This is a genomic window from Bacillus kalamii (assembly GCF_047238185.1).
In the GTDB taxonomy this organism is placed as follows: domain Bacteria; phylum Bacillota; class Bacilli; order Bacillales; family DSM-1321; genus Bacillus_AD.
Map to the genome: position 1 here is coordinate 321140 of NZ_JBDFMI010000006.1, position 22727 is coordinate 343866.

General features: G+C 42.8%; 18 protein-coding genes. 1 reads left to right on the forward strand and 17 read right to left on the reverse strand.

Annotated features, from left to right (window positions below; translation table 11 throughout):
• Positions 1–2 precede the first annotated feature (2 nt).
• From ABC357_RS19295 to ABC357_RS19355, 13 genes are all read right to left on the reverse strand, one after another.
• Positions 3–935 (reverse strand): ABC transporter ATP-binding protein, encoded by a 933-nt coding sequence (locus ABC357_RS19295; RefSeq protein WP_412889226.1) that lies wholly within the window; start codon positions 933–935, stop codon positions 3–5.
• Positions 936–1680: 745 nt separating this feature from the next.
• A complete protein-coding gene (locus ABC357_RS19300; protein ID WP_412889227.1) occupies positions 1681–2316 on the reverse strand; it encodes a response regulator transcription factor in 636 nt (211 codons plus the stop codon).
• A gap of 1 nt (position 2317) precedes the next feature.
• Positions 2318–3400, reverse strand: coding sequence for a sensor histidine kinase (locus ABC357_RS19305; protein ID WP_412889228.1), 1083 nt, complete (start codon positions 3398–3400; stop codon positions 2318–2320).
• An 88-nt stretch (positions 3401–3488) separates the two neighbouring features.
• Positions 3489–4361: a peptide chain release factor N(5)-glutamine methyltransferase gene (gene prmC / locus ABC357_RS19310; protein WP_412889229.1), complete on the reverse strand. Its 873-nt coding sequence runs from the start codon at positions 4359–4361 to the stop codon at positions 3489–3491.
• Positions 4358–5425 carry a peptide chain release factor 1 gene (prfA, locus tag ABC357_RS19315; protein ID WP_412889230.1) on the reverse strand — a complete coding sequence of 356 codons (1068 nt, stop codon included), beginning with the start codon at positions 5423–5425 and terminating at the stop codon, positions 4358–4360. Before prfA ends, prmC begins: the two co-directional genes overlap by 4 nt.
• Before the next feature lie 111 nt (positions 5426–5536).
• Positions 5537–7048 (reverse strand): O-antigen ligase family protein, encoded by a 1512-nt coding sequence (locus ABC357_RS19320; RefSeq protein ID WP_412889231.1) that lies wholly within the window; start codon positions 7046–7048, stop codon positions 5537–5539.
• 295 nt (positions 7049–7343) lie between these two features.
• A complete protein-coding gene (locus tag ABC357_RS19325; RefSeq protein WP_412889232.1) occupies positions 7344–7979 on the reverse strand; it encodes a thymidine kinase in 636 nt (211 codons plus the stop codon).
• A 308-nt stretch (positions 7980–8287) separates the two neighbouring features.
• A complete protein-coding gene (rpmE, locus tag ABC357_RS19330; protein WP_412889233.1) occupies positions 8288–8500 on the reverse strand; it encodes a 50S ribosomal protein L31 in 213 nt (70 codons plus the stop codon).
• A 179-nt stretch (positions 8501–8679) separates the two neighbouring features.
• Positions 8680–9963, reverse strand: coding sequence for a transcription termination factor Rho (gene rho, locus ABC357_RS19335; protein WP_412889234.1), 1284 nt, complete (start codon positions 9961–9963; stop codon positions 8680–8682).
• A 450-nt stretch (positions 9964–10413) separates the two neighbouring features.
• The gene (gene glpX / locus ABC357_RS19340; protein ID WP_412889235.1) at positions 10414–11379 is read right to left on the reverse strand and encodes a class II fructose-bisphosphatase; all 966 of its coding nucleotides are present in this window, start codon (positions 11377–11379) and stop codon (positions 10414–10416) included.
• A 95-nt stretch (positions 11380–11474) separates the two neighbouring features.
• Positions 11475–12758: a UDP-N-acetylglucosamine 1-carboxyvinyltransferase gene (gene murA / locus ABC357_RS19345; protein ID WP_412889236.1), complete on the reverse strand. Its 1284-nt coding sequence runs from the start codon at positions 12756–12758 to the stop codon at positions 11475–11477.
• A gap of 453 nt (positions 12759–13211) precedes the next feature.
• Complete coding sequence (locus tag ABC357_RS19350) at positions 13212–14069, reverse strand: class II fructose-bisphosphate aldolase (RefSeq protein WP_412889237.1); 858 nt, start codon at positions 14067–14069, stop codon at positions 13212–13214.
• A 262-nt stretch (positions 14070–14331) separates the two neighbouring features.
• Positions 14332–14703 carry a response regulator gene (locus ABC357_RS19355; RefSeq protein WP_412889238.1) on the reverse strand — a complete coding sequence of 124 codons (372 nt, stop codon included), beginning with the start codon at positions 14701–14703 and terminating at the stop codon, positions 14332–14334.
• Between the two features lie 172 nt (positions 14704–14875).
• On the opposite strand from ABC357_RS19355, the gene ABC357_RS19360 reads away from it, so the two are divergent.
• On the forward strand, positions 14876–15397 hold the full coding sequence (locus ABC357_RS19360) for a DUF2529 family protein (protein ID WP_412889239.1): 522 nt from the start codon (positions 14876–14878) through the stop codon (positions 15395–15397).
• 205 nt (positions 15398–15602) lie between these two features.
• On the opposite strand, the gene pyrG is transcribed toward ABC357_RS19360, so the two are convergent.
• From pyrG to ABC357_RS19380, 4 genes are all read right to left on the reverse strand, one after another.
• A complete protein-coding gene (pyrG, locus tag ABC357_RS19365; protein WP_412889240.1) occupies positions 15603–17204 on the reverse strand; it encodes a CTP synthase in 1602 nt (533 codons plus the stop codon).
• A gap of 337 nt (positions 17205–17541) precedes the next feature.
• On the reverse strand, positions 17542–18060 hold the full coding sequence (rpoE, locus tag ABC357_RS19370; RefSeq protein WP_412889241.1) for a DNA-directed RNA polymerase subunit delta: 519 nt from the start codon (positions 18058–18060) through the stop codon (positions 17542–17544).
• A gap of 647 nt (positions 18061–18707) precedes the next feature.
• The gene (icmF, locus tag ABC357_RS19375; protein ID WP_412889242.1) at positions 18708–21968 is read right to left on the reverse strand and encodes a fused isobutyryl-CoA mutase/GTPase IcmF; all 3261 of its coding nucleotides are present in this window, start codon (positions 21966–21968) and stop codon (positions 18708–18710) included.
• Positions 21969–21988: 20 nt separating this feature from the next.
• Positions 21989–22624 carry a TetR/AcrR family transcriptional regulator gene (locus tag ABC357_RS19380; RefSeq protein WP_412889243.1) on the reverse strand — a complete coding sequence of 212 codons (636 nt, stop codon included), beginning with the start codon at positions 22622–22624 and terminating at the stop codon, positions 21989–21991.
• Positions 22625–22727 lie beyond the last annotated feature (103 nt).

Below are 22727 nucleotides of genomic sequence, written 5' to 3' on the forward strand. Positions count from 1 at the left end.
CCCTAATCCCGAAGGACCCGGCCGGTCAAATGAAGGAATACATCTTCCAGCGTCGGATTTTTCTGTTCTATGCTTGTAATAGGGACAAACCATTTTTCAGATAAGGAAATCAGTAACGAAAATAGATTGACATTCTTCGGAGCAATAATAGTCATGGTATGATCCTGAATGGACACAGAGCTAATTTCTTTACGATTCCTTAATTCTTCTTCCAACTGAGGCGATTGCTTCTCAAATTTTGCTACAATTGTATTTTCAGAGGAAAGCATTTTTTTCAATTCATCCGTCGTACCGGAAGCGATAATTTCACCATGGTCCATGATATAAATTCGGTCACAGAGGAATTCCACCTCTTCCATATAATGCGATGTATAAAGAACCGTCATATTCTGTTCTTTATTCAGCTTTTTGACCGATTCCAAAATATAATTGCGGGATTGCGGATCAATGCCGACCGTCGGCTCATCCATGATGATGAATTCTGGATTATGAAGAAGCGCAACACCGATGTTAAGGCGGCGTTTCATTCCTCCAGAAAAGGTTTTAACGATATCTTTGCTCCGATCCTCTAAACCGATCACCTTCAAAACTTCCTCTACGCGCCTTCGCAGCTCAGCTCCCTTCAAACGATGGATGCGCGCAAAGAAAACCAAGTTTTCCTCTGCGGATAATTCCTCATATAAGGCAATCTCCTGGGGCACGACACCCAATATATTCCTCAAATCCGCCGGATCTTTGACAATGCTATTCCCATCCAGCAATACATCTCCGGAGGTCGGCAGCAACAGCGATGAAATCATGGAAATCGCCGTACTTTTCCCCGCGCCGTTCGGCCCGAGCAATCCAACCGTTTCACCACGGTCCAAATATATATTCATATGCTTAACAACACTTTTATCCTTAAACCTCTTCGTCAAATCAATCACTTCAAGCAAATATAACATCCTCTCTGGATTTCAATTTTCACTCTACTTTTATTATAAGATTTATCTGACTATGATTAACTGCCCTCAGTCACTTAAACATGACAAAAATATGACCCAGGTCACATATAAAGCGGAAAGCGCCCGATTAACCCCGACAAGCTTAAGACAGGCACCTGACAAAGACCGGTTTTCGTCTTTGACAGGGGCTTGGCTTAAGACCTCGAGGGGTTGGCGCTTGTAGCTGGATTACATATAAAGCGGAGGCGTTCGATTAGTGACGTACAAACTGGACCCTTTTTCTTGAGATAAAGGAAACACGGTGAGCAGGCGAGCCGATGTTGACTTATCGTAGAGAAACAGGGGAAGTTTGCTAGTCGCTGAACGCCAGAGCTGGATTGCATATAAAGCGGAAAGCGCCCGATTAACCCCGACAAGCTTAAGACAGGCACCTGACAAAGACCGGTTTTCGTCTTTGACAGGGGCTTGGCTTAAGACCTCGAGGGGTTGGCGCTTGTAGCTGGATTACATATAAAGCGGAGGCGTTCGATTAGCGACGTACAAACTGGACCCTTTTTCTTGAGATAAAGGAAACACGGTGAGCAGGCGAGCCGATGTTGACTTATCGTAGAGAAACAGGGGAAGTTTGCTAGTCACTGAACGCCAGAGCTGGATTGCATATAAAGCGGAAAGCGCCTGGTTAACCCCGACAAGCTTAAGACAGGCGCAAAAAAACCGCCTTTGGTTGGCGGTCATGTTAAGAGATATGATTGCGGACAGCGTATATGGCTAGCTGTGTACGATCCCGCAAATCCAGTTTGTGCAGGATGACGGTTATATGGTTCTTCACGGTACCGATAGACAAATGCAGCTCTGTGGAAATTTCCTTATTTGTCTTTCCACTTCCGACACAGCGGATTATATCCACTTCTCTCGGAGTCAATAAAGGAGACACTTCCGGTTCAGTATGGGGCATTTCCAAAAGCCTCGGGATTACACGCGCCGATACGTCCTCATGAAGAGGAAGTCCGCCTTTCAGACAGCTTTCCACTGCCGAGAGCAATTTATCCGAGTCGGCTGTTTTCAACAAAAAGCCATTAGCCCCCTCCTGTAACGCCTTTAAAGTATACTCATCATCATTAAAAGTAGTCAGCATAAGAATTTTAACTCGATATCCTTCCCGGCGAATGGTCTTCACCGCTTCAATCCCGTCCATAACCGGCATTCTGACGTCCATTATAATTAAATCAATCCCATGGGAAGACAATTGTTCGAGAGCTTCTTTACCATTGGATGCCAAAGAAGTAACCTTCATTCCGGGATGCTGCTCTACCATCATCTTGATGCCTTCCCTTACAATATTTTGATCCTCAACGACCATGATTCTCCACATATTACTCACTCCTATGCACCGGAAATATTCCTCTTACGATAAATTGTCCGCCTTCTTGATACACATGAAGCCGACCTCCCAATTCTTTTATCCGCTCCTTCATTCCCCTCAGGCCAAATCCATACTGGATCGGCTTATACTCGGTTGATTTATTGGTAACGACAAATTCAACATCCCCGTTTGCTGTTTTGCTTAACTTTACCTGTACTTCACGGGAATCTCCGTACTTCATAGCGTTTGTCAGCCCTTCCTGCAGCATTCGATACAGAGCGCTGTTTTGTTCATTACTCAACTGTGCGGACAATATGCCTTTCTCGGTACTGAATGAAATGGATATATGGCTTTCCGCCTCTAATTTTCTGACCAAATGCAGGACTGAATGGATGCCCTGCACTTCCTCAGACGTCAACGCCCTGACAGCTTGCCTCGTTTCCTGAAGAGCTTCATCTGCCAATTGCACCAATTCCGGCATCGCAACTTGACCCTTCATTTCCTTGATTTTCAGCATCATGATCAAGGAAGTTAACTTATGGCCGACAGAATCATGGATTTCACGGGCAATTTTCGTTCTTTCTTCGAGCCGGACCATTTTTTCCGTTTGAAATGAGCTTCGTTTTATCTTCCGGTATTCCTCAAGCAATCCATCATACAACCTATTCTTCTCCTCATAGTTATATGCCATCGCCTTATATTGATAGACTGAATACAAAAGCCATATGACCAGTATAAGCCAGGACACAGACAACGGAGAGTAGAGGATTTGCAAAACACTCGCAGTTGCCCCAAACACAATAGTTTGCACCAAAAAGGGCCGAAGGGAAAGATAACGAGTCGCTGACAAATGGACTAAGAGCATCAATAATAAGAGATAATGGCTCGGCATAATGATATAAAGAACCGTCAAAAGCACTAAATGGGCATACTGGAAACCCTGATTATTTTTCGTCGGATACATTAAGTAATAGAGCAAAATGGAAACCGCGCATATAAAAATAAAATAAGCCACAGAGCCAGCATGCCAGTGTTCAACGAAAAAACCTGCCCAAAGGGCTAAAAATAAAGCAAGCTTCCAATAATCCTTCAAGTCCATCCCTCCCCTACTCTAAAAAGTAACAACTTTCAGATCTATACACAATAGCGAATGTCTTTATTTCAAACAAAAAAACCCGCTATCAATCAGCAGGTTTTTCCGCAAATACCATCCGGTCTTTACCGTTGATATCATATTCAATTGATACTCGGGCTTCCGGCAATGTTTCCCGAAGCAAAGCAGCAACCTTCTCCGCTTGTCCTGCCCCCACCTCAAAACCGATCAAAAATGTTTCGTTCAGCACTAGTGGAAGCTGCACCGCCAGCTGCTTGTACAGATCCATCCCATCCTCTCCGGCGAAAAGGGCCGTATGCGGTTCATGCTCTGTCACCACTTCGGACATGTCCACAGCATCCCCTAACGGAATATACGGAGGATTGGATAAGACAATATCAAACGTAGATCTATTTTCAACAAACGGAAGCAGAGCGTCGCCTTGGACAAATTCAATATTGGCCTCTAATGATTGGGCATTCTGTTCTGCCACTCCAAGCGCACCTTTCATCAAATCAGTAGCAGTCACTTTCAAGTCCGGCATTTCCAGCTTCATTGTAATAGCGATGGCGCCGCTGCCCGTTCCGATATCAGCAAGGGAAAGCCCTTTTTCCGAAGAAAACAGCTTTGGTATTTTTCTTAGTGCATGATACACCAATTCCTCCGTTTCAGGGCGGGGAATCAATACGTGGCCATTCACTTTGAACGGCCGCCCATAAAACTCCTCATGGCCGATCAAATGTTGGACAGGAACTCCTTCTGCATGTTGTAGGACACCTTCACGAAAGTCCTCTAATACATTTTCCTCCAAAAGGTCTTGCATATTGGCGAATAATTGGGACCTTGAACATTTCAGGTAATGGCGAAGTAGAAGTTCACCAGCATTTTCATCCCTGCCGTGTTCATTTAAAAAAGAAGAAGCCCACTGCAGGGCTTCAAATAATTTCATACTCACGCTCATTCACCGCTTTCCAGCTTACTCGCTTGGTCTTCAATAATGAGTGCATCGATTACTTCATCGAGTTTGCCTTCCATCACTTGATCCAGCTTTTGGATCGTCAAGCCGATACGATGGTCAGTAACACGGTTTTGCGGGAAATTATACGTACGGATCCGTTCAGAGCGGTCACCTGTACCAACAGCCAACTTACGGTTTTGGTCATATTCAGCCTGAACCTCTCGTTGGAATTTATCATACACACGGGCACGCAGAACTTTCATCGCTTTTTCTTTATTTTTGATTTGAGACTTTTCATCCTGGCAAGAAACAACCGTCTGTGTCGGTATATGCGTCAATCGGACAGCTGACATGGTTGTATTGACACTTTGTCCGCCAGGGCCTGAAGAAGCAAACGTGTCTACCCGGATATCTTTCTCATGGATTTCAATTTCTACTTCTTCCGCTTCCGGAAGGACCGCAACAGTAGCTGTGGACGTATGGATGCGCCCGCCCGACTCCGTTTCAGGGACACGCTGTACACGATGGGCTCCATTTTCGAATTTCAGCTTCGAATACGCGCCTTGTCCATTAATCATAAAAATGATTTCCTTATAGCCGCCAAGTCCCGTAGGATTGGATTCAATGACTTCCGTTTTCCAGCCCTGCATTTCTGCGTAACGGCTGTACATGCGATACAGGCTTCCTGCAAACAGAGCTGCTTCATCTCCGCCTGCCGCTCCCCTGATTTCCATGATTACGTTCTTATCATCGTTAGGGTCTTTCGGGATCAGAAGAATTTTCAGTTTTTCTTCAAGCTGCTCAAGCGTACCTTCCAATTCGCTTACTTCTTCCTTCACCATTTCCTTCATATCCGCATCGAGTTTTTCTTCAAGCATAGCTTTGGCGTCCTGATACTGTTCGCGAATATCTTTATATTGGCGGTATGCTTCGACCGTATCCTGAATTCCCGCCTGTTCTTTCGAATAGTCACGAAGTTTTTTTGGATCGTTCACTATTTCAGGATCACTTAATAATTCGTTCAATTGATCATAGCGATCTTCAACTGCTTGCAATCGGTCAATCACTTTTTCCACCTCATTTTTTACTATATCTTAATTCGTATAATATATGGCTCTATCCTTATCGAACATAATACGGACAGAGCCACCTTCTTGATAACAAATGAATAAATATACTTAGGAAATCATGGTGCGTCTTTCACTAAATACATATCCTTGGCTTTGTTTATTCAGAGAAAGGAAAACACCCATCATTCCAAATAAGAAGAAAGTTACCGTTTTATCTTCCCACGTATTATAGAGAAGGGAACTTGCCACAACAGCTACAAATAATAGAAGAACAAAGCTGTATCCTTGGATATCTCGATTCTTGACCAAGAAAATAAACAGTCCGATCAAGAAGCAAGCAAATGCGATCACTCCAAGTGTACCCGTTTGGGCGATGACTTGGATATATTGATTATCGCTGTATATGCCTGGACGCATGTCATATTTCTCATAGATAGGAGATCCGTAGCCAAGAGATGCAGAATCCCCGAATGTCGCAAATCCCGAACCATAAATCGGGTAATCCTTATATACTTCAAACCCTTTTTTCACAACCCATAAACGGCCACCAGCCATGCTTTGGCCTAAGGTAGATTCAGAAACAGAATCTCTAATACGATCAAGCTGAGCATTCGAACTACCTTCATCCTCTTCACCTGGCGCCTCAGGCATTTCACCTGGCGGCAGCACAGTAGCAGTCGATCTGACATCCATCGCTTTTGTTACAGGCTCAACTACCCCTAAGGCCAACAGAGCAGCAACTGCCAAAGTACAAATAATGCTGACGGTTTTGAGCCACTCTCTTTTCCAAACAACATAAATAACAAACGCGCCCGCAAACGAAAGAATGGTTCCTCGTGAGTAAGTTAAAACAGCCGTTGTACCGATGACAATCATCGCTGCCCAAACAGCATATTTTCTCCAATCGGGTAAAATACCCTTTAAATAAAATGATGTAAAGAAAGAAATGGCCAAGAAGGATGCAAGAACATTAGGATTCTTTGTCAGTCCATAAACCCTATCTCCATTTGTCGGAGAAATTGCGAATCCTTCCCAAGCAACAGGGAACAGCCAAGTCTTATCAGATATTTTTTCCACAATCCCTAGTATTGATAACACGAATGCAACAATTAAAGTAATCCATAGATACCATTTGATATCCCTCTTATTCAGAATAATTCTCTTTGTAATGTAGAATACTAAATAAGTCAGGATGAAGGCACGTAACTGTGTGACTATCGCAACTGGATCCACATCGTTTAAAAAAGCTGATATAGCTCCAATTGCACAAAAAGCAAGGTAAGCGATCTCAAACCAGTAAAAACTGAATAGACTTTTTACATTTCTTAAATTCTGTACTAATATATTCACTAAGCAAGCAAAGATAATGACTTCTGCCATCACTTTTAGATGGGTATTAGTTTCTATAAAAAATGGTCTAGCAGGAAAATATATTATTAAGAACGAAAGGGCTTTTGCCGGAAAAATAACAGAATAGAGAAAAAGTATCCCTAAAAATAATGCTGAAGTTATTATTGAAGGCGCCAATAGCGCAACTACAAGTAAAACAAGTACCCCTACAAAACCGAACAATTGCCATCTACTAGAACTATCGCTGGTATATTTATCTACTATATTCATATGTTCCCTCTGTATCTCCTTATCCAATCCCTTAAAACCTCGGGTTGTAATTTATTTTATCTTCCATTTCCAAGCTATAAACACCTAAACCACAATCAACATTGTACCATATACACCAGTACCCGAAAAATGAATTTATATATAATAAATAGTCTCCCTGCTAATTTATTATAATTTTCTAAATCAATATATCCTTTCGTAAATCAACTTAACAGACTCAACATCCTCTTTCCTTTATTCGAATTTAAAAAGATGATAACTTTATAAGCCAAGTTATCATCTTCCCTTATCCATTTTACTTATTAATCGCAATATCTGCTATATTTCCGATAAAATTATTATTATCTTGAAAATCATTGCCGGGAACCTCATGGTGGTGGCGGCAACGGGGCTCGTAAGCTTCCGAAGCGCCTACCATAATGATCGGATCATGATAGTTTGCCGGCTTGCCGTCTATTAACCGCTGAGTCCTGCTTGCAGCACGCCCGCATACCGAGCAGACAGCCTGCAATTTAGTAACAGATTCTGAAAGAGACATTAAATACGGTACAGGACCGAATGGCTCCCCGCGAAAATCCTGGTCAAGACCTGCCATGATGACCCTGATTCCTCTATCGGCCAATGATTGCGCCACCTCTATAATATTTTCATCGAAAAATTGTACCTCATCGATGGCCACTACATCTAAATCATTATCTATATGAAGAAAAATATCAGCCGATTTATGAATTGGCTTAGCTATAACAGATGTACCATTATGGGAAACTACAGCCTCTTCCGCATAGCGGTCATCAATTCCCGGCTTGAATACAATCGCTTTTTGGCGGGCAAATTGAGTCCGCTGCACCCTTTTGATCAATTCTTCCGATTTACCGGAGAACATGCTGCCGCAAATTAATTCCATCCACCCTGCTTGCTTTTTTTCGTACACCTTTTACCTCTCTCCTTCCTATGTTAAAGCCTACTGACATAGGTAGTGCTTCTTCAAGAACATCATATACTCTAGTTTAACCTATATTGTTCGTGATGACTTCTCATTCTTCCCTGTATATCTTTAGAAATATTATACAGCCGCCTTCTCTTGAAAAAAGCACGAAAGACATAAGATATGCCTTTTCGGAGCTATAAAAAACGCTTTTTATAGCTCCGAAAAGGCACATAACCCGTTTATCGACAGGATATTTCAGAAAAAAAACAGGCAAGAAAAGAACTTGCCTGTCTTTTAAACCAATAATGAAATTATTGTTGTTTAGTTTTGATACCATATTTTTTGTTGAAGCGGTCAACACGGCCACCAGCTTCAGCAAATTTTTGACGGCCAGTATAGAATGGATGACATTCAGAGCACGTTTCAACGCGCACCTCATCTTTTACTGAACCAGTTTCAAATTCATTACCGCAAGCACATTTAACTGTGATTGTTTTGTAATTAGGATGAATTCCTGCTTTCATTCTTTTCAGCTCCTTCCGCCCTGATTCATTTCCTGAGTCAGAGTTATATTGAAGGTGAAAGATCTTCCACCCTCTCGTTGATCATTTAGATCAACAATGTTTTTATTATAACAAGTCCAACTTATAAATGCAACTTATCGAAATGGTTTTATCCCTATTTTTTACAAAAGCAAGATAGGTTATTCAGATTTGCTGCGCCGTGAACCTGCATTGCGGATTTCTGTTTCCAGCATATTATAAAATTCTTCATTATTCTTCGTTTGGCGAAGCTTACGAAGGAATTTCTCAGTGAAATCAGGTGTATCCGACATGGTTTTACGGATAGCCCACAGCTTGTCCAAACGATCCTTCGGAATAAGCAGTTCTTCCTTCCGCGTACCGGAACGGCGGATATCGATTGCCGGAAAAATTCGTCTTTCCGCAAGGGCACGGTCAAGATGCAGCTCCATATTCCCTGTTCCCTTGAATTCTTCATAGATGACGTCATCCATGCGTGAACCTGTATCGATCAGAGCCGTTGCAAGGATGGTTAAGCTGCCGCCTTCTTCAATATTCCTTGCCGCTCCGAAGAAACGCTTAGGGCGATGGAATGCAGCGGGGTCAATACCGCCCGATAACGTACGTCCACTAGGGGGAATGTACAAGTTATAAGCCCTTGCCAAACGGGTTATGCTATCCATCAGGATAATGACATCGCGTTTATGCTCCACCAAGCGCATCGCCCGTTCAATGACCAATTCAGTCACTTTAATATGGTTTTCAGGAAGTTCATCAAATGTGGAGCTGACTACGTCACCGGCAACTGACCGTTCAATATCAGTCACCTCTTCCGGTCTTTCATCAATCAGCAGGACAATCAATTCAGCTTCCGGGTGGTTGGTTGTAATCGCATTGGCGATTTCCTTAATAAGCATCGTCTTCCCTGCTTTTGGAGGGGCAACGATTAAACCGCGCTGTCCGAAACCGACTGGAGCCAAGATATCCATGATACGGGTGGAAAGATTGCGTTGTGTTGTCTCAAGGTTCATATGGCGGTTAGGGTAAAGAGGAGTCAAACCTGGGAAATGGACTCTTTCTTTTGCTGTTTCAGGGTCATCGCCATTAACTGCTTCTACGTGGAGAAGTCCGTAATATCGTTCGTTTTCTTTCGGAGGCCTTACCTTACCTGATACTTTATCCCCGTTCCTTAAGTCAAAACGGCGGATTTGCGATGCAGATATATATATATCTTCAGAACTAGGTGAATAGTTGATCGGGCGAAGGAATCCGAAACCTTCAGAAGGGATGATTTCTAGAACACCTTCCATAAATAGAAAACCATCTTGCTCCGCTCTCGCTTTCAAAATGGCGAAGATTAATTCTTTCTTGGTTAATTTGCTGTAATAAGACACTTTAAATTCTTTTGCTAACTCATAAAGCTCTTTCAGCTTCATGTGTTCAAGATGAGAAATGGTTAAATTCATATGCACACCACACTTTGTATTAGTAGCAATCATAATTGGCATTTCTTATACATTCAGCTATGACTGATAATGGAAAGATAGATAATAGCTTTATTAATGAAGAAGTAAATGAAGGAAATCGCCAATAAAATTGAAGATCTGAAGGATTTTTTGCAGATATGGCCAAAGATTGCTCCAGCCACATATCTGTATTCTACTTCTTACATGGAACAAGTTCAACTTAAACCCATTTCCAGTAAAAATGGTTCGTTCTTACTCATTACTTATACCATACATCTTCAACTTCGTCCATTTTACTTAAAAATATTCAAAAAATATCTATTTTTTAGACATATACTTCTCTTTCCTTTCAATTACTCCCCATAGATGAATCTCATGGCGAACTCCAAAGAAATGTTGGCACAAAAAAAGGGCAGCCATAACTGCCCATTTCCCAATCTTCTTTATTCGTTAAGGAGCGATAACCAAGTTTGGTTTTTTCTTCAGGCTGTGTCTGCCGTCCACGAAACGGACAGTGCCAGATTTTGCGCGCATAACAATGGATTGTGTCTCTCCATAGTTCGCTTTGTATTGGACGCCCCGCAGCAATTCTCCGTCTGTGACGCCTGTAGCTGCAAAAATGGCATCATCGCCCTTTACTAAATCTTCCATCAACAGGATTTTTTTGCAATCCAGCCCCATACGGGTACATCTATCTAATTCAGCATCATTTTGAGGAAGCAGTTTCCCTTGCAGTTCCCCTCCAAGGCATTTTAGGGCAACCGCAGCAATAACACCCTCTGGAGCGCCTCCGGATCCAAGCAGAATGTCGACTCCTGTTTGGTCGAAAGCTGTATTGATGGCCCCGGCCACGTCTCCGTCATTGATTAGCTTAATCCGTACTCCGGCTTCTCTTAAAGTATGGATAATTTCATCGTGGCGCGGACGGTTCAAGATCGTGGCAACAATATCCTCGATATCTTTATTTTTTGCTTTGGCAACCGCTCTGATATTGTCCATGATCGGTGCCTCAATATCAATTTTGCCGACCGCTTCTGGACCCACAGCGATTTTATCCATATACATATCAGGCGCATGCAAAAGATTCCCGTGGTCTGCCACCGCCAACACAGCTAAGGCATTCCAGCCTCCTGATGCGACTATATTGGTTCCTTCCAAAGGATCGACAGCCACATCGACCCGCGGGCCATATCCTGTACCAAGCTTTTCGTCTATATAGAGCATAGGAGCCTCATCCATTTCTCCTTCGCCGATTACAACAGTTCCCTTCATCGGAATGGTATCGAAGACGTTTCTCATAGCTGTAGTGGCCGCATCATCCGCTTCCGCTTTTTTTCCTCTTCCCATCCAACGCGCAGAAGCCAATGCTGCCGCCTCTGTGACACGAACAAGTTCCATAGATAAACTTCTTTCCACTTGTCATTCCCCTCCAATGAGTCATAAAGTATATCACAATTATACATATATAATAACACATTAGAGGATAATTTGCAGAATATGCTTAATTTTATTTAATTTTTCAATTGTTCCACTTCATCAGCGGTCAATTTTTCGCGCCAAATAGTAGCCCCAAGACCGCTTAATTTTTCAACAAGATTGCTATATCCCCTGTCAATATGGTCCACACCGGTGATTTCGGTAATACCTTCAGCCATCAGCCCCGCTACAACAAGTGCAGCGCCTGCACGAAGGTCGGTCGCTTTCACCTTTGCTCCCTGCATTTGTACAGGGCCGGTAATAATTGCCGAACGCCCCTCCACTTTTATGTTGGCATTCATTCTTCTTAATTCGTCTATATGTTTAAAGCGCGCTCCATAAATTGTATCTGTCACAACACTGGAGCCTGTTGCCTTTGTCAGGAAGGAAGTGAAGGGTTGTTGAAGGTCGGTCGCAAACCCTGGATAAACCAATGTTTTTATATCGACCGCCTTCAGTTTTTCACCCGGCGAAACAAAAATTTGGTCATCTCTTGTTTCCACATTGACACCCATCTCGCGCAACTTCGCAATAAGCGATTCCAGATGCTGCGGAATGACGTTATCAATTAGGACGCCTTCACCTACAGCAGCAGCGAGGATAATAAATGTACCCGCCTCTATCCGGTCAGGGATAATCGTGTGGCGGCACCCGCTTAGCTTTTCTACGCCATCGATACGGATTACATCCGTTCCCGCACCTTTAATCTTGGCGCCCATATTAGTCAGTAATGTGGCAACATCAATGATTTCAGGTTCCTTTGCCGCATTTTCAATGATGGTTTGCCCTTTGGCGCGTACTGCCGCAAGCATAATATTGATCGTCGCCCCGACTGATACAACATCCAAATATATTCGTGCACCGCGCAGCTCATCGGCACGGAGATAGATTGCGCCCTGTTCATTGGTTACTTGCGCGCCTAACGCTTCGAATCCCTTAATATGTTGGTCAATGGGCCTTGGCCCCAAATAACAGCCTCCAGGAAGGCCGATAACTGCTTTTTTAAAGCGCCCGAGCATAGCTCCCATCAAATAATAGGATGCACGCAGCTTCTTCACTCTTCCATTCGGCAGCGGCATCGACACCATTTTACTAGGATCTACTGTCAATTCCTCATCGTTGGAATGAATTGTTCCACCTATTTCTTCTAGTAGCCCTTGAAGCAAGCCAACATCAGATATATCCGGCAATCCTTCTATTGTAACAGGCGAATCCGCCAAAATAGTTGCAGGAATCAGTGCAACTGCACTGTTTTTTGCACCACTCACTCTAATTGTCCCCGACAAAGGATAGCCACCAGCAATTTTAAGCTTATCCATATTTAACTCCCTTCTACACCTAGCAGATACCTTCTGGCCTTACAAAATATTATAACCAATTTATACCAATAAAACAGCCTATTCTCTTTCATTCTATATATACAATAGTTTACACAAAAACACAAAATGTCATGTAATGCCCCCAAAAAAACAAAAGAAGCCACAGGTTTTTTGTCACTTCCCATGGCCAATTCACGTCTTCAACGGTAAACAATTCCATTATAGCAGTTTTAGACTTCCGAATGCATCTTTCCCCTGAAAAGAAACCATAACATTATCAGGCAACCTTTTAATTCTCCCAGAGGAAATGGCTCATCGCCTTAGACAGTGGCATGACTTAAGACCTCGAGGGGGATGATGAAAAAAATACCACAGTTTTTCAACTGTGGCAAAGGATTATCCTACTAAAAAAAACCGAGAGGCAAAGAGCATGCCTTTCGGTTTTTTCGATCATTATGCTTTGTTGTTTGAACCGAATTCACGGATTTTGCCGACAACAGTCGCTTTGATTGCGTCGCGTCCTGGTCCGATGAATTTACGTGGATCATAAGCTTCAGCATCTGCAGCCAATACTTCACGAACCTTTTTAGCGAAAGCAATTTGGTTTTCAGTATTAACGTTGATTTTAGAAGTTCCAAGAGAGATGGATTTTTTGATATCCGCTTCTGGGATACCAGTTCCGCCGTGTAGTACTAGAGGCATATTAGTAAGATCTTTGATCTCTTCCATTTCCTTGAATCCAAGGTTTGGTTCACCTTTGTAAGGGCCGTGTACAGAACCTAGAGCTGGAGCCAGGCAATCGATGCCAGTTTCGTCAACTAGGTGCTTACATTCTTTTGGATCAGCGTAGATAACGCCCTCAGCGATAACGTCGTCTTCTTGTCCGCCTACAGTTCCAAGCTCTGCTTCAACAGAAACACCTTTTGAATGAGCGTAGTCTACAACTTTTTTAGTTGTTTCAACGTTCTCTTCAAATGGGTGGTGAGATGCATCGATCATTACAGATGTGAAACCTGCATCGATTGCTTCTTTACATTTTTCGAAAGAAGAACCGTGGTCCAAGTGGATTGCCACAGGAACAGTGATCTTCATATCTTCTAATAGACCTTTAACCATCATTACTACAGTTTTGAAGCCGCCCATGTGACGTGCAGCACCTTCAGAAACACCTAGGATGACAGGAGATTTTTCTTCTTCAGCAGCAGCAAGGATTGCTTGAGTCCACTCAAGGTTGTTGATGTTGAATTGACCAACTGCGTATTTTTCTTTTAATGCTGTGTTTAACATTTCAGTCATTGAAACTAAAGGCATTTTATTTCCTCCTTATGTTATAACTGTTCACACTGCTTTTTTTCGCAGAGTTCCCTAATAGAAGATTTCCCTAAAGGGTATGTAAACTATACGAAAAAAAATAGGCAGACAGAAAACAATTTAAAATCCAATGTTAAGCATACCAATAGTTTTACGATTTCTCAACAAGATGCATTGCATGGGTAAAAATTGTTAAAATTTTATATCAAATCTTTGTCAATTAATAGAATATTAAGTTTTGTAACCCTTTTCCGCAAGGGTTTTACAACGCTTCTAAGGGAAGATAGGTTTTGACTGCCTGCCGGATATCATCAATATCGAACGGTTTTGCAAAATGGGTAATCGCCCCTAAATCCTTTGCTTTTTGAATCATATCCAACTCCCCATATGCTGTCATGATAATAACAGCGATTCCCTGATCCTTCGCTTTCATCCGTTTCAGGATTTCAATGCCGTCCATCCCGGGAATTTTCATATCCAAAAGAACCAGATCCGGCGCATCCTTTTCGACAATCTCCAATGCTTGCACACCGTTAGCTGCCTGGTACGTTTGATAGCCTTCTTTTTGAAACACCTCATTCAATAAAACTCGAATCCCATACTGATCATCCACAATAAGAATTTTCTCAGCCATTTTTCCACCCCTTTTTATTCGGTCGCGATTTTTTCCTTATTCGACTCCCCCAAGACTATGAACAGCTCCGCATCTGCTTCCTGCGATTCGCCATGGTATTATAGCAATGATTCGCTTATGCCGCCAGAATCCTATATAATGCACATAGTTCACGTCATAAAGGAGATAGACTATGCTTAAGATTTTTTCTACCCAATTAAGCGGTATATTTAAAACCATTAACGAAGACGAGTTTGCGTTTGAGGATAGTGCGAGATTACTTGCACAAGCGGCAGTCGGAGACGGTCATATATACATAGCTGGATTCAGTGAGTTGCAGGGCCTAATCGCACAAGTTTCTGAGGGAATTGATTCCCTTCCTGCCTGCCTGCCCTTCAATGATATCGATGAAGTGACATCTGCAGATCGTGTATTGATTGCCACTCGCAACCATACAGACAAGGATGCCAATGCACTGGCCCACACCCTATACGAACGGAATATCCCTTTTGTTGCTATGTCGTCTATTACCGATGAAGAAGAAGGACTCAATCAATTAGCTGATGTTCATATCGACATGCATGTCAAAAGAGGGCTTGTCCCTTCGGAAACAGGCGGCCGCATAGGATTCCCGCACCTATTGACAGCTCTTTACATTCTTCATGGCATTCAATTCACACTGCTAGAACTGCTTGAGGAATATAAGGATGAATAGAAACTTCTTCCATATAATTTGATAATATCATGCTTTCCAATGCACTCCTACCATTTTTGACAAATTGTCGAACATTTGGGTACAAATACTCGAAATGTCATTCTATAGTTGTGCAGGCTCCCCTATGCCTATTACAGAAAGAAATACAAATAGGCCGATTTCCCCTCTAATGGAGAAACCGGCCTTTTAAAATCCCTCAAGGATCTTAAGCTTGATTTTTAATGGTCGATTCAACAAAATCACGGAACAATGGTTGCGGTCTTGTCGGTCTGGAAATGAACTCAGGATGGAATTGGGAAGCTACAAACCAAGGATGATCCTGCAATTCAATTATTTCTACCAAACGGCCGTCCACACTTGTACCTGAGAAGACGAAACCTTTCGCTTCCATCTCTTGGCGGTAATGGTTATTGAACTCATAACGGTGGCGATGGCGTTCATATACCACTTCATCATTGTAAGCGTCTTTGGCTTTTGAACCGTCTGCCAATTTACATGGATATAATCCAAGGCGCAACGTACCGCCCAAATCTTCAACATCCTTTTGTTCAGGAAGAAGATCTATGATTGGGTGCGGCGTATTCGGATCCAATTCTGAAGAATGGGCCCCATCCAAGCCAAGGACATTGCGTGCAAATTCGATAGATGCCAATTGCATACCAAGGCAGATGCCCAAGAATGGTTTCTTGTTTTCACGTGCATATTTAATGGCAGCGATTTTACCTTCAACGCCGCGATCTCCGAATCCGCCTGGAACAAGGATTCCATCTGCATTGCCCAATAATTCGGCTACATTGTCATCGCTCACTTCCTCGGCATTGATCCAATCGATATCGATATCGGCATCGAAAGCATAACCGGCATGCTTTAATGCTTCTACAACTGAAATATAAGCATCCTGCAACTCCACATATTTACCAACTAACGCAATGCGGGTTTTCTTGGATAGATTCAATACTTTTGTAACAAGCTCTTTCCATTCATCCATATCCGCTTGTCCGCAAGTCAATTTCAAATGGTCGCAAACGATTTGGTCAAGATGCTGTTCTTGAAGAGCCAATGGCACAGAGTATAGCGTATCGGCATCTTGGCATTCGATAACTGCATTTGGATCGATATCGCAGAATAAGGCGATTTTATCCTTCATATCTTGTGAAATAGGCATTTCTGTACGTACTACGATGACATTTGGCTGTATGCCAAGACTTCTTAGTTCTTTTACACTGTGCTGTGTAGGCTTTGTCTTCATTTCACCAGCGGCTTTAATGTATGGAACCAATGTACAATGCAAATAAAGGACATTGTCCGAGCCGATGTCGCTCTTAATTTGGCGAATCGCTTCAAGGAAAGGAAGAGATTCGATATCGCCCACTGTGCCGCCGATTTCTGTGATGACTACATCTGCATTTGTTTCTTTGCCGGCACGGAATACACGTTCTTTGATTTCGTTTGTGATATGTGGAATAACCTGGACTGTGCCTCCCAGGTAATCTCCACGGCGTTCTTTGCGAAGGACTGTCGAGTATACTCTTCCGGAAGTCACATTGCTGTATTTGCTAAGGTTGATGTCGATGAATCGCTCATAGTGGCCAAGGTCCAAATCCGTTTCAGCGCCATCATCCGTAACGAAAACCTCACCGTGCTGGTAAGGGCTCATTGTCCCTGGATCCACGTTAATATATGGATCAAATTTTTGGATTGTAACGTTCAATCCCCTGTTTTTCAGCAATCGTCCCAAAGAAGCTGCCGTAATCCCTTTTCCTAGAGATGATACTACTCCACCAGTTACAAAAATATACTTAGTCAATTGTTCTTTTCCCCCTTAAAATAATCATTTAGCTGTATGTTGCATCCGTGTTACAGGCATTCAGTCGGGAGACCTTCACCAAAAGGCAAACCTGCTCATTTCTGGTTGGATGTACAAAAAACGAAAGGGAGCTGCCATCTGCGCAGCCCACTCAATTTCATTTACATAATGGAATAATACTAGTGTCCCCAGAAGACTAAAAACATTGCAATACCTTTATAAAAAACAAAAACGCCCCACTTACAAAAGTAAGGGAGCGATATAGTTTCATAATCGTGTCCTTTTTTAAGGAGCCCAAAAATGATTCTACAAATTTCTACTTCAAAAGTCAAGTTGTTTACAGATCTTCTTCCTCTTCTTCCTCGTCCTCGTCTTCAAGTTCGAAGTCATCGTCCACTAAATCTTCTTCAATGTCATCGTCGTCTTCGTCCTCATCCAAGTCAATCAGATCGTCATCACTGTCTTCGTCAAGATCTGCGTCTAAATCCTCTTCTTCATAGTCATCCAGATCTTCTTCAACTTCATCAAATTCTTCTTCTTCCACTTTTTTAGCTTTTTTCTTCTTCGGTTTCACAGGGTTAACCATTTCATCTTCCACTTGGTCAATCGGATACCAATCTTTCAGTCCCCACATTTGTTCGCCTGTAATATTGAAGCGTCCATCCACATTCAAATCTGTATAGAATTGAGGAAGTTTTTGCTGTAATTGTTCTTTTTTCAGGTCTTGCAAGCTTGCAATTTCACTGATCAATTCTTGGAAAGAAATAGCTTGTTTTCTTTCTCCCAGGATTGCGTGTGTCAATTCAATTAAAGACATTTCTTTAATATCTTCTTTGGCCATTTGATTCAAATTCAAAATGTGCACGTCCTTTCTCTATCAAAAAGCATGGTAGTCCATGCTTTACCAATACTTCCATAAATAAAATCGCATATATCTATCATTATAAACAATTCATTTAGGTTTATGCTAGTTCTAACTTACCCTTTCGGACGTTTTCCGCTATTAAAAAGCGGCGGTTCCGCACCGGGCGTATAAACATGCAGTATGCAGCCAGCCGATGTTCCCCGGCGCACCCTACCTGCGGCCAGGGCCTTTTTTATCCTTGCGATGCTCGCGATAGGCCAAGTAAAAGAAAAAGAAAGAAGCCAATAAAAAACTGACTGCGCCGAATTGCTTTTGATATAAAATTACGGAGGCTACCACAAACACACAAATACATACTATGAATATTATTTTTTTCAGGTTCATGATTCCAGCTCCATTGCATCTGAAGTTCACTTATAGAAAATCATTTTAACCTTATTTTTTGCGATTTATAAAGGTTTTTTGTAAATTTCTTGTTTTTTCCTCCATATTTCTGCCTATCGAAACCGAAAAACGCGGCTTTTATACACTCTGCCGCCTATGCCTAGCGATCATTCCCTCTAATCGGCACCTGCCATACCCACCGAAAATCACCCAAAAAAGAAGCCGACGCGACGCATCAGCTTCTGTCCTCTGGTTTACATATTCCGGCGGTATTGTCCGCCCACTTCATATAAGGCTTTCGTTATCTGACCAAGACTTGCATATTTAACAGCTTCCATCAGAGCAGCAAAGATATTCCCTCCGTTGACTGCCGCCTCTTTAATTTGGCGGATTGCCTCGTTGCACCGGTCTTGATGGCGTTCCTGGAATGCCCTTAAAGAAGCAATCTGCCCTTCCTTCTCTTCCTTCGTTCCCCTCGCAAGTTCAATATTGTTCATTTCTTCCTCAGAAGGGGGATTAGGATTCAAATACGTATTTACTCCAATGATCGGTAACTCTCCTGAATGTTTCTTCATCTCATAAAACATTGATTCATCTTGGATTTTACCGCGCTGATACTGCGTTTCCATAGCCCCGAGCACTCCGCCGCGGTCATTGATCCGTTCAAATTCCTTCAAGACAGCATCTTCCACTAAATCAGTCAGCTCTTCAATGATAAAAGATCCCTGAACTGGATTTTCATTTTTGGACAATCCAAGTTCCTTCGTAATAATCATCTGAATAGCCATCGCTCTCCGGACCGATTCCTCGGTCGGTGTGGTAATAGCTTCATCATACGCATTTGTATGAAGTGAGTTGCAATTGTCCTGGAGTGCCATGAGCGCTTGTAGTGTTGTGCGGATATCGTTAAAATCAATTTCCTGCGCATGCAGCGAACGACCTGATGTCTGAATATGGTATTTCAGTTTTTGGCTCCGTTCATTGGCGCCATACCGATTTTTCATGACAATGGCCCAGATTCTCCGCGCTACTCTCCCAATTACTGTATACTCAGGGTCCAGCCCATTTGAAAAGAAAAATGATAGATTCGCTGCAAAATTGTCAATTTTCATTCCACGGCTCAAATAATACTCCACATACGTAAAGCCGTTGGCCAAGGTGAATGCAAGCTGGGAAATCGGATTCGCACCGGCTTCAGCGATATGGTATCCGGATATGGAAACGGAATAATAGTTACGGACCTGATGGTCAATAAAATATTCCTGGATATCCCCCATCATCCGCAGCGCAAACTCTGTAGAGAAGATGCATGTGTTTTGGCCTTGGTCTTCCTTCAGGATATCCGCCTGCACAGTCCCTCTCACGGTCTTCAATGTATAAGCCGCCACTTCCTGCTTTTCTTGTTCCGTTAATGTCCTTTCCAACTCGGTTTCTTTCATTTCCAGCTGCTGCATGATCGCCGTATTGAGGTACATCGCCAGAATGATCGGAGCTGGTCCATTGATCGTCATGGATACAGATGTGGAAGGATGGCATAAATCAAAACCGCTATACAGGATGCGCATATCATCCAGCGTACAAATATTGACTCCGCTCTCTCCTACTTTCCCGTAAATATCCGGTCTATAATCCGGATCTTCACCGTACAACGTAACAGAATCGAACGCTGTGCTTAATCGTTTTGCGTTATCATCCTTCGATAAATAATGGAATCGTTTATTTGTCCTTGCCGGTGAACCTTCCCCAGCAAATTGGCGTTTCGGATCTTCGCCTTCACGCTTAAATGGAAAAACGCCTGCTGTATAAGGAAAATAGCCGGGTCTATTTTCTTTATAGATCCATTCAAGAATTTCTCCGTAATCCTTGTACTTAGGGAGTGAAACCTTTGGAATCATAAGCCCTGATAGGCTCTTGGACTTCAGTTCCGTTTTTACTTCTTTATCCCGGACATACGTGATAAGTTCATCCTGATTATATTGCTCCTTTATGCGCTCCCAACCTGCCAGGTTCTTTTTGGATTCCTCAGTCAGTTTTTCCTCATAGTTCTTTTTCAATTGTTCAAGTGACACTGCCATTTTTTCATCCGTTCCATCAATGGCGGCTATCGTCCCTTCAATCTGGTACACTTTCCTAGCTGCCTCGCTTTGAGAGGCCACTTCCCGGCTATAGGATTTTACGCTTTCGACGATTTCACGTAAATAATAGCGGCGGTCATTCGGGATAATGATATTCTGTTTCTTAACATCGCCATCGACTTTATAAGAAGTAACCCACTCTGTCCCTGTTTTCCGGTTGATGGTTTCAACCAAAGCTGCAAATAGGCTATTTGTCCCTTCATCATTGAATTGGCTGGCTATTGTACCGTAGACCGGCATTTCCGCAAAATCTTGGCCAAACAATTCATGGCTTCGCTGATATTGTTTTTGGACTTGCCTCATGGCATCCTCCGAACCTTTTCGTTCGAATTTATTGATGACAATCAAATCCGCATAATCGATCATATCGATTTTTTCCAACTGGGAAGGCGCTCCGAATTCGCTTGTCATTACATACATTGATACGTCGCATAAATCCGCGATAGCCGCATCCCCCTGGCCGATTCCCGATGTCTCGACTATGATTAAATCGAAACCGGCAGCCTTTGTAACGGTAATGGCATCCTTTAATGCCAGCGATAACTCGCTTCTTGACGTACGGGTCGCCAAGCTTCTCATGTAGACTCGTTCATTAAATATGGCATTCATGCGGATCCGGTCGCCAAGAAGGGCTCCTCCGGTCTTTTGCTTCGTTGGATCAATAGAAAGAATAGCCAGCTTTTTATCCGGGATGTCGTTCAGGAATCGGCGGACCAATTCATCCGTCAATGAGCTTTTCCCCGCACCGCCCGTCCCGGTTATCCCGACAACAGGCGATTGGGCAGCCAATGGATTAAGTTCATTCAGCAGAGGTTCAATACTTGAGGCTGTTTCCTTGGAGGCATCTAAGTTGTTTTCGACCGTGGTGATCCATTTCGCTACCGCATTGTATGCTCCTTTTTTCAAATCTCCTAAATAACTCATTGGGTCTTCTTCATGTATATGGGTATCACAGTCTTCCAGCATGGCATTAATCATTCCTTGCAGGCCAAGCTCACGTCCGTCTTCTGTTGAGAAAATGCGGTTAATGCCGTAGTCATGCAATTCATGGATCTCCCGCGGAATGATGACTCCCCCACCGCCGCCATAAATGCGAATATGGCCTGCACCTTTTTCCTTCAATAGATCATACATATATTTGAAATATTCCACATGTCCGCCCTGGTAAGAAGAGATGGCAATTCCATTTGCATCCTCCTGTATGGCAGCGTTCACTACTTCTTCTACAGAGCGATTATGGCCAAGGTGAATGACCTCCGCTCCTGAACTTTGCAGGATTCTTCTCATAATATTGATTGATGCATCATGGCCGTCAAATAAACTGGATGATGTAATAAAACGAATATGGTTCTTTGGCTTATATACTGTCGTACTTTGCATATGCTCTCCTCCTTATCGTGTCAGCGCACTTTGGATGTCAACCTGATCCCTTCCAATAACGATTTCGTTTGCATATCGATATATTCTTCTAAAGTAAATAGTTTTTGTAGCGCCCAGCGCCTGAATCCCCACATTTGCCCCTGGACAAAGATATTGTGGGCAACCATCTTGATTTGGCGGTCATCCATATCAAGTTCTTTATTATGCCGGCATTTCAGCAGTAAGGTTTCAAACATGGCCACCATTTCGATTTCCTTGTTCAGTACATAAGGCAGTGCATCCTTCGACAGGGATTTCGCTTCCTGATACATGACCAGCACTTCGTCCTGCATGTCATCAACAACCTTGAAATAATTTGAGACCCCAACCGTTAGGCTATTGATTGAGCCATCTTTATCAGCCAGATTTTCCTCCAGCCGGTCCTTTACCTCATCGTAAATACGGTCGCACACCAAATAAAGCACATCTTCCTTCGTACGGATATATTCATAGAGTGTTCCGATGCTGAAGCCTGATGCTTTGGCTATTTCTCTTGTTGTTGTCCGATGAAATCCTTTCTCTTTGAAAAGCGTTACTGCTCCCGTTATCATTTGATTACGCCTTTTTTGGATCAGTTCTTCATCTTTTACAGAAGCATGCACTTCTCTTTTTTTCATGTTTGCATCGCCTCACTTCTATTGTCTTTTCCTTCCGGCATGTACTGAAGCCGGCAGATTAGGAATGTAATTCCATTCACATCCCGGTCGCCGGCCGCTCAAT

Excerpts from the sequence above, each read along its gene's own strand:
- ABC357_RS19300 (WP_412889227.1), bottom strand. The coding sequence starts at position 2,316 with ATGTGGAGAATCATGGTCGTTGAGGATCAAAATATTGTAAGGGAAGGC.
- prmC (WP_412889229.1), bottom strand. The coding sequence starts at position 4,361 with ATGAGCGTGAGTATGAAATTATTTGAAGCCCTGCAGTGGGCTTCTTCT.
- ABC357_RS19320 (WP_412889231.1), bottom strand. The coding sequence starts at position 7,048 with ATGAATATAGTAGATAAATATACCAGCGATAGTTCTAGTAGATGGCAA.
- rpmE (WP_412889233.1), bottom strand. The coding sequence starts at position 8,500 with ATGAAAGCAGGAATTCATCCTAATTACAAAACAATCACAGTTAAATGT.
- rho (WP_412889234.1), bottom strand. The coding sequence starts at position 9,963 with ATGAATTTAACCATTTCTCATCTTGAACACATGAAGCTGAAAGAGCTT.
- murA (WP_412889236.1), bottom strand. The coding sequence starts at position 12,758 with ATGGATAAGCTTAAAATTGCTGGTGGCTATCCTTTGTCGGGGACAATT.
- ABC357_RS19350 (WP_412889237.1), bottom strand. The coding sequence starts at position 14,069 with ATGCCTTTAGTTTCAATGACTGAAATGTTAAACACAGCATTAAAAGAA.
- ABC357_RS19355 (WP_412889238.1), bottom strand. The coding sequence starts at position 14,703 with ATGGCTGAGAAAATTCTTATTGTGGATGATCAGTATGGGATTCGAGTT.
- ABC357_RS19360 (WP_412889239.1), top strand. The coding sequence starts at position 14,876 with ATGCTTAAGATTTTTTCTACCCAATTAAGCGGTATATTTAAAACCATT.
- icmF (WP_412889242.1), bottom strand. The coding sequence starts at position 21,968 with ATGCAAAGTACGACAGTATATAAGCCAAAGAACCATATTCGTTTTATT.
- ABC357_RS19380 (WP_412889243.1), bottom strand. The coding sequence starts at position 22,624 with ATGAAAAAAAGAGAAGTGCATGCTTCTGTAAAAGATGAAGAACTGATC.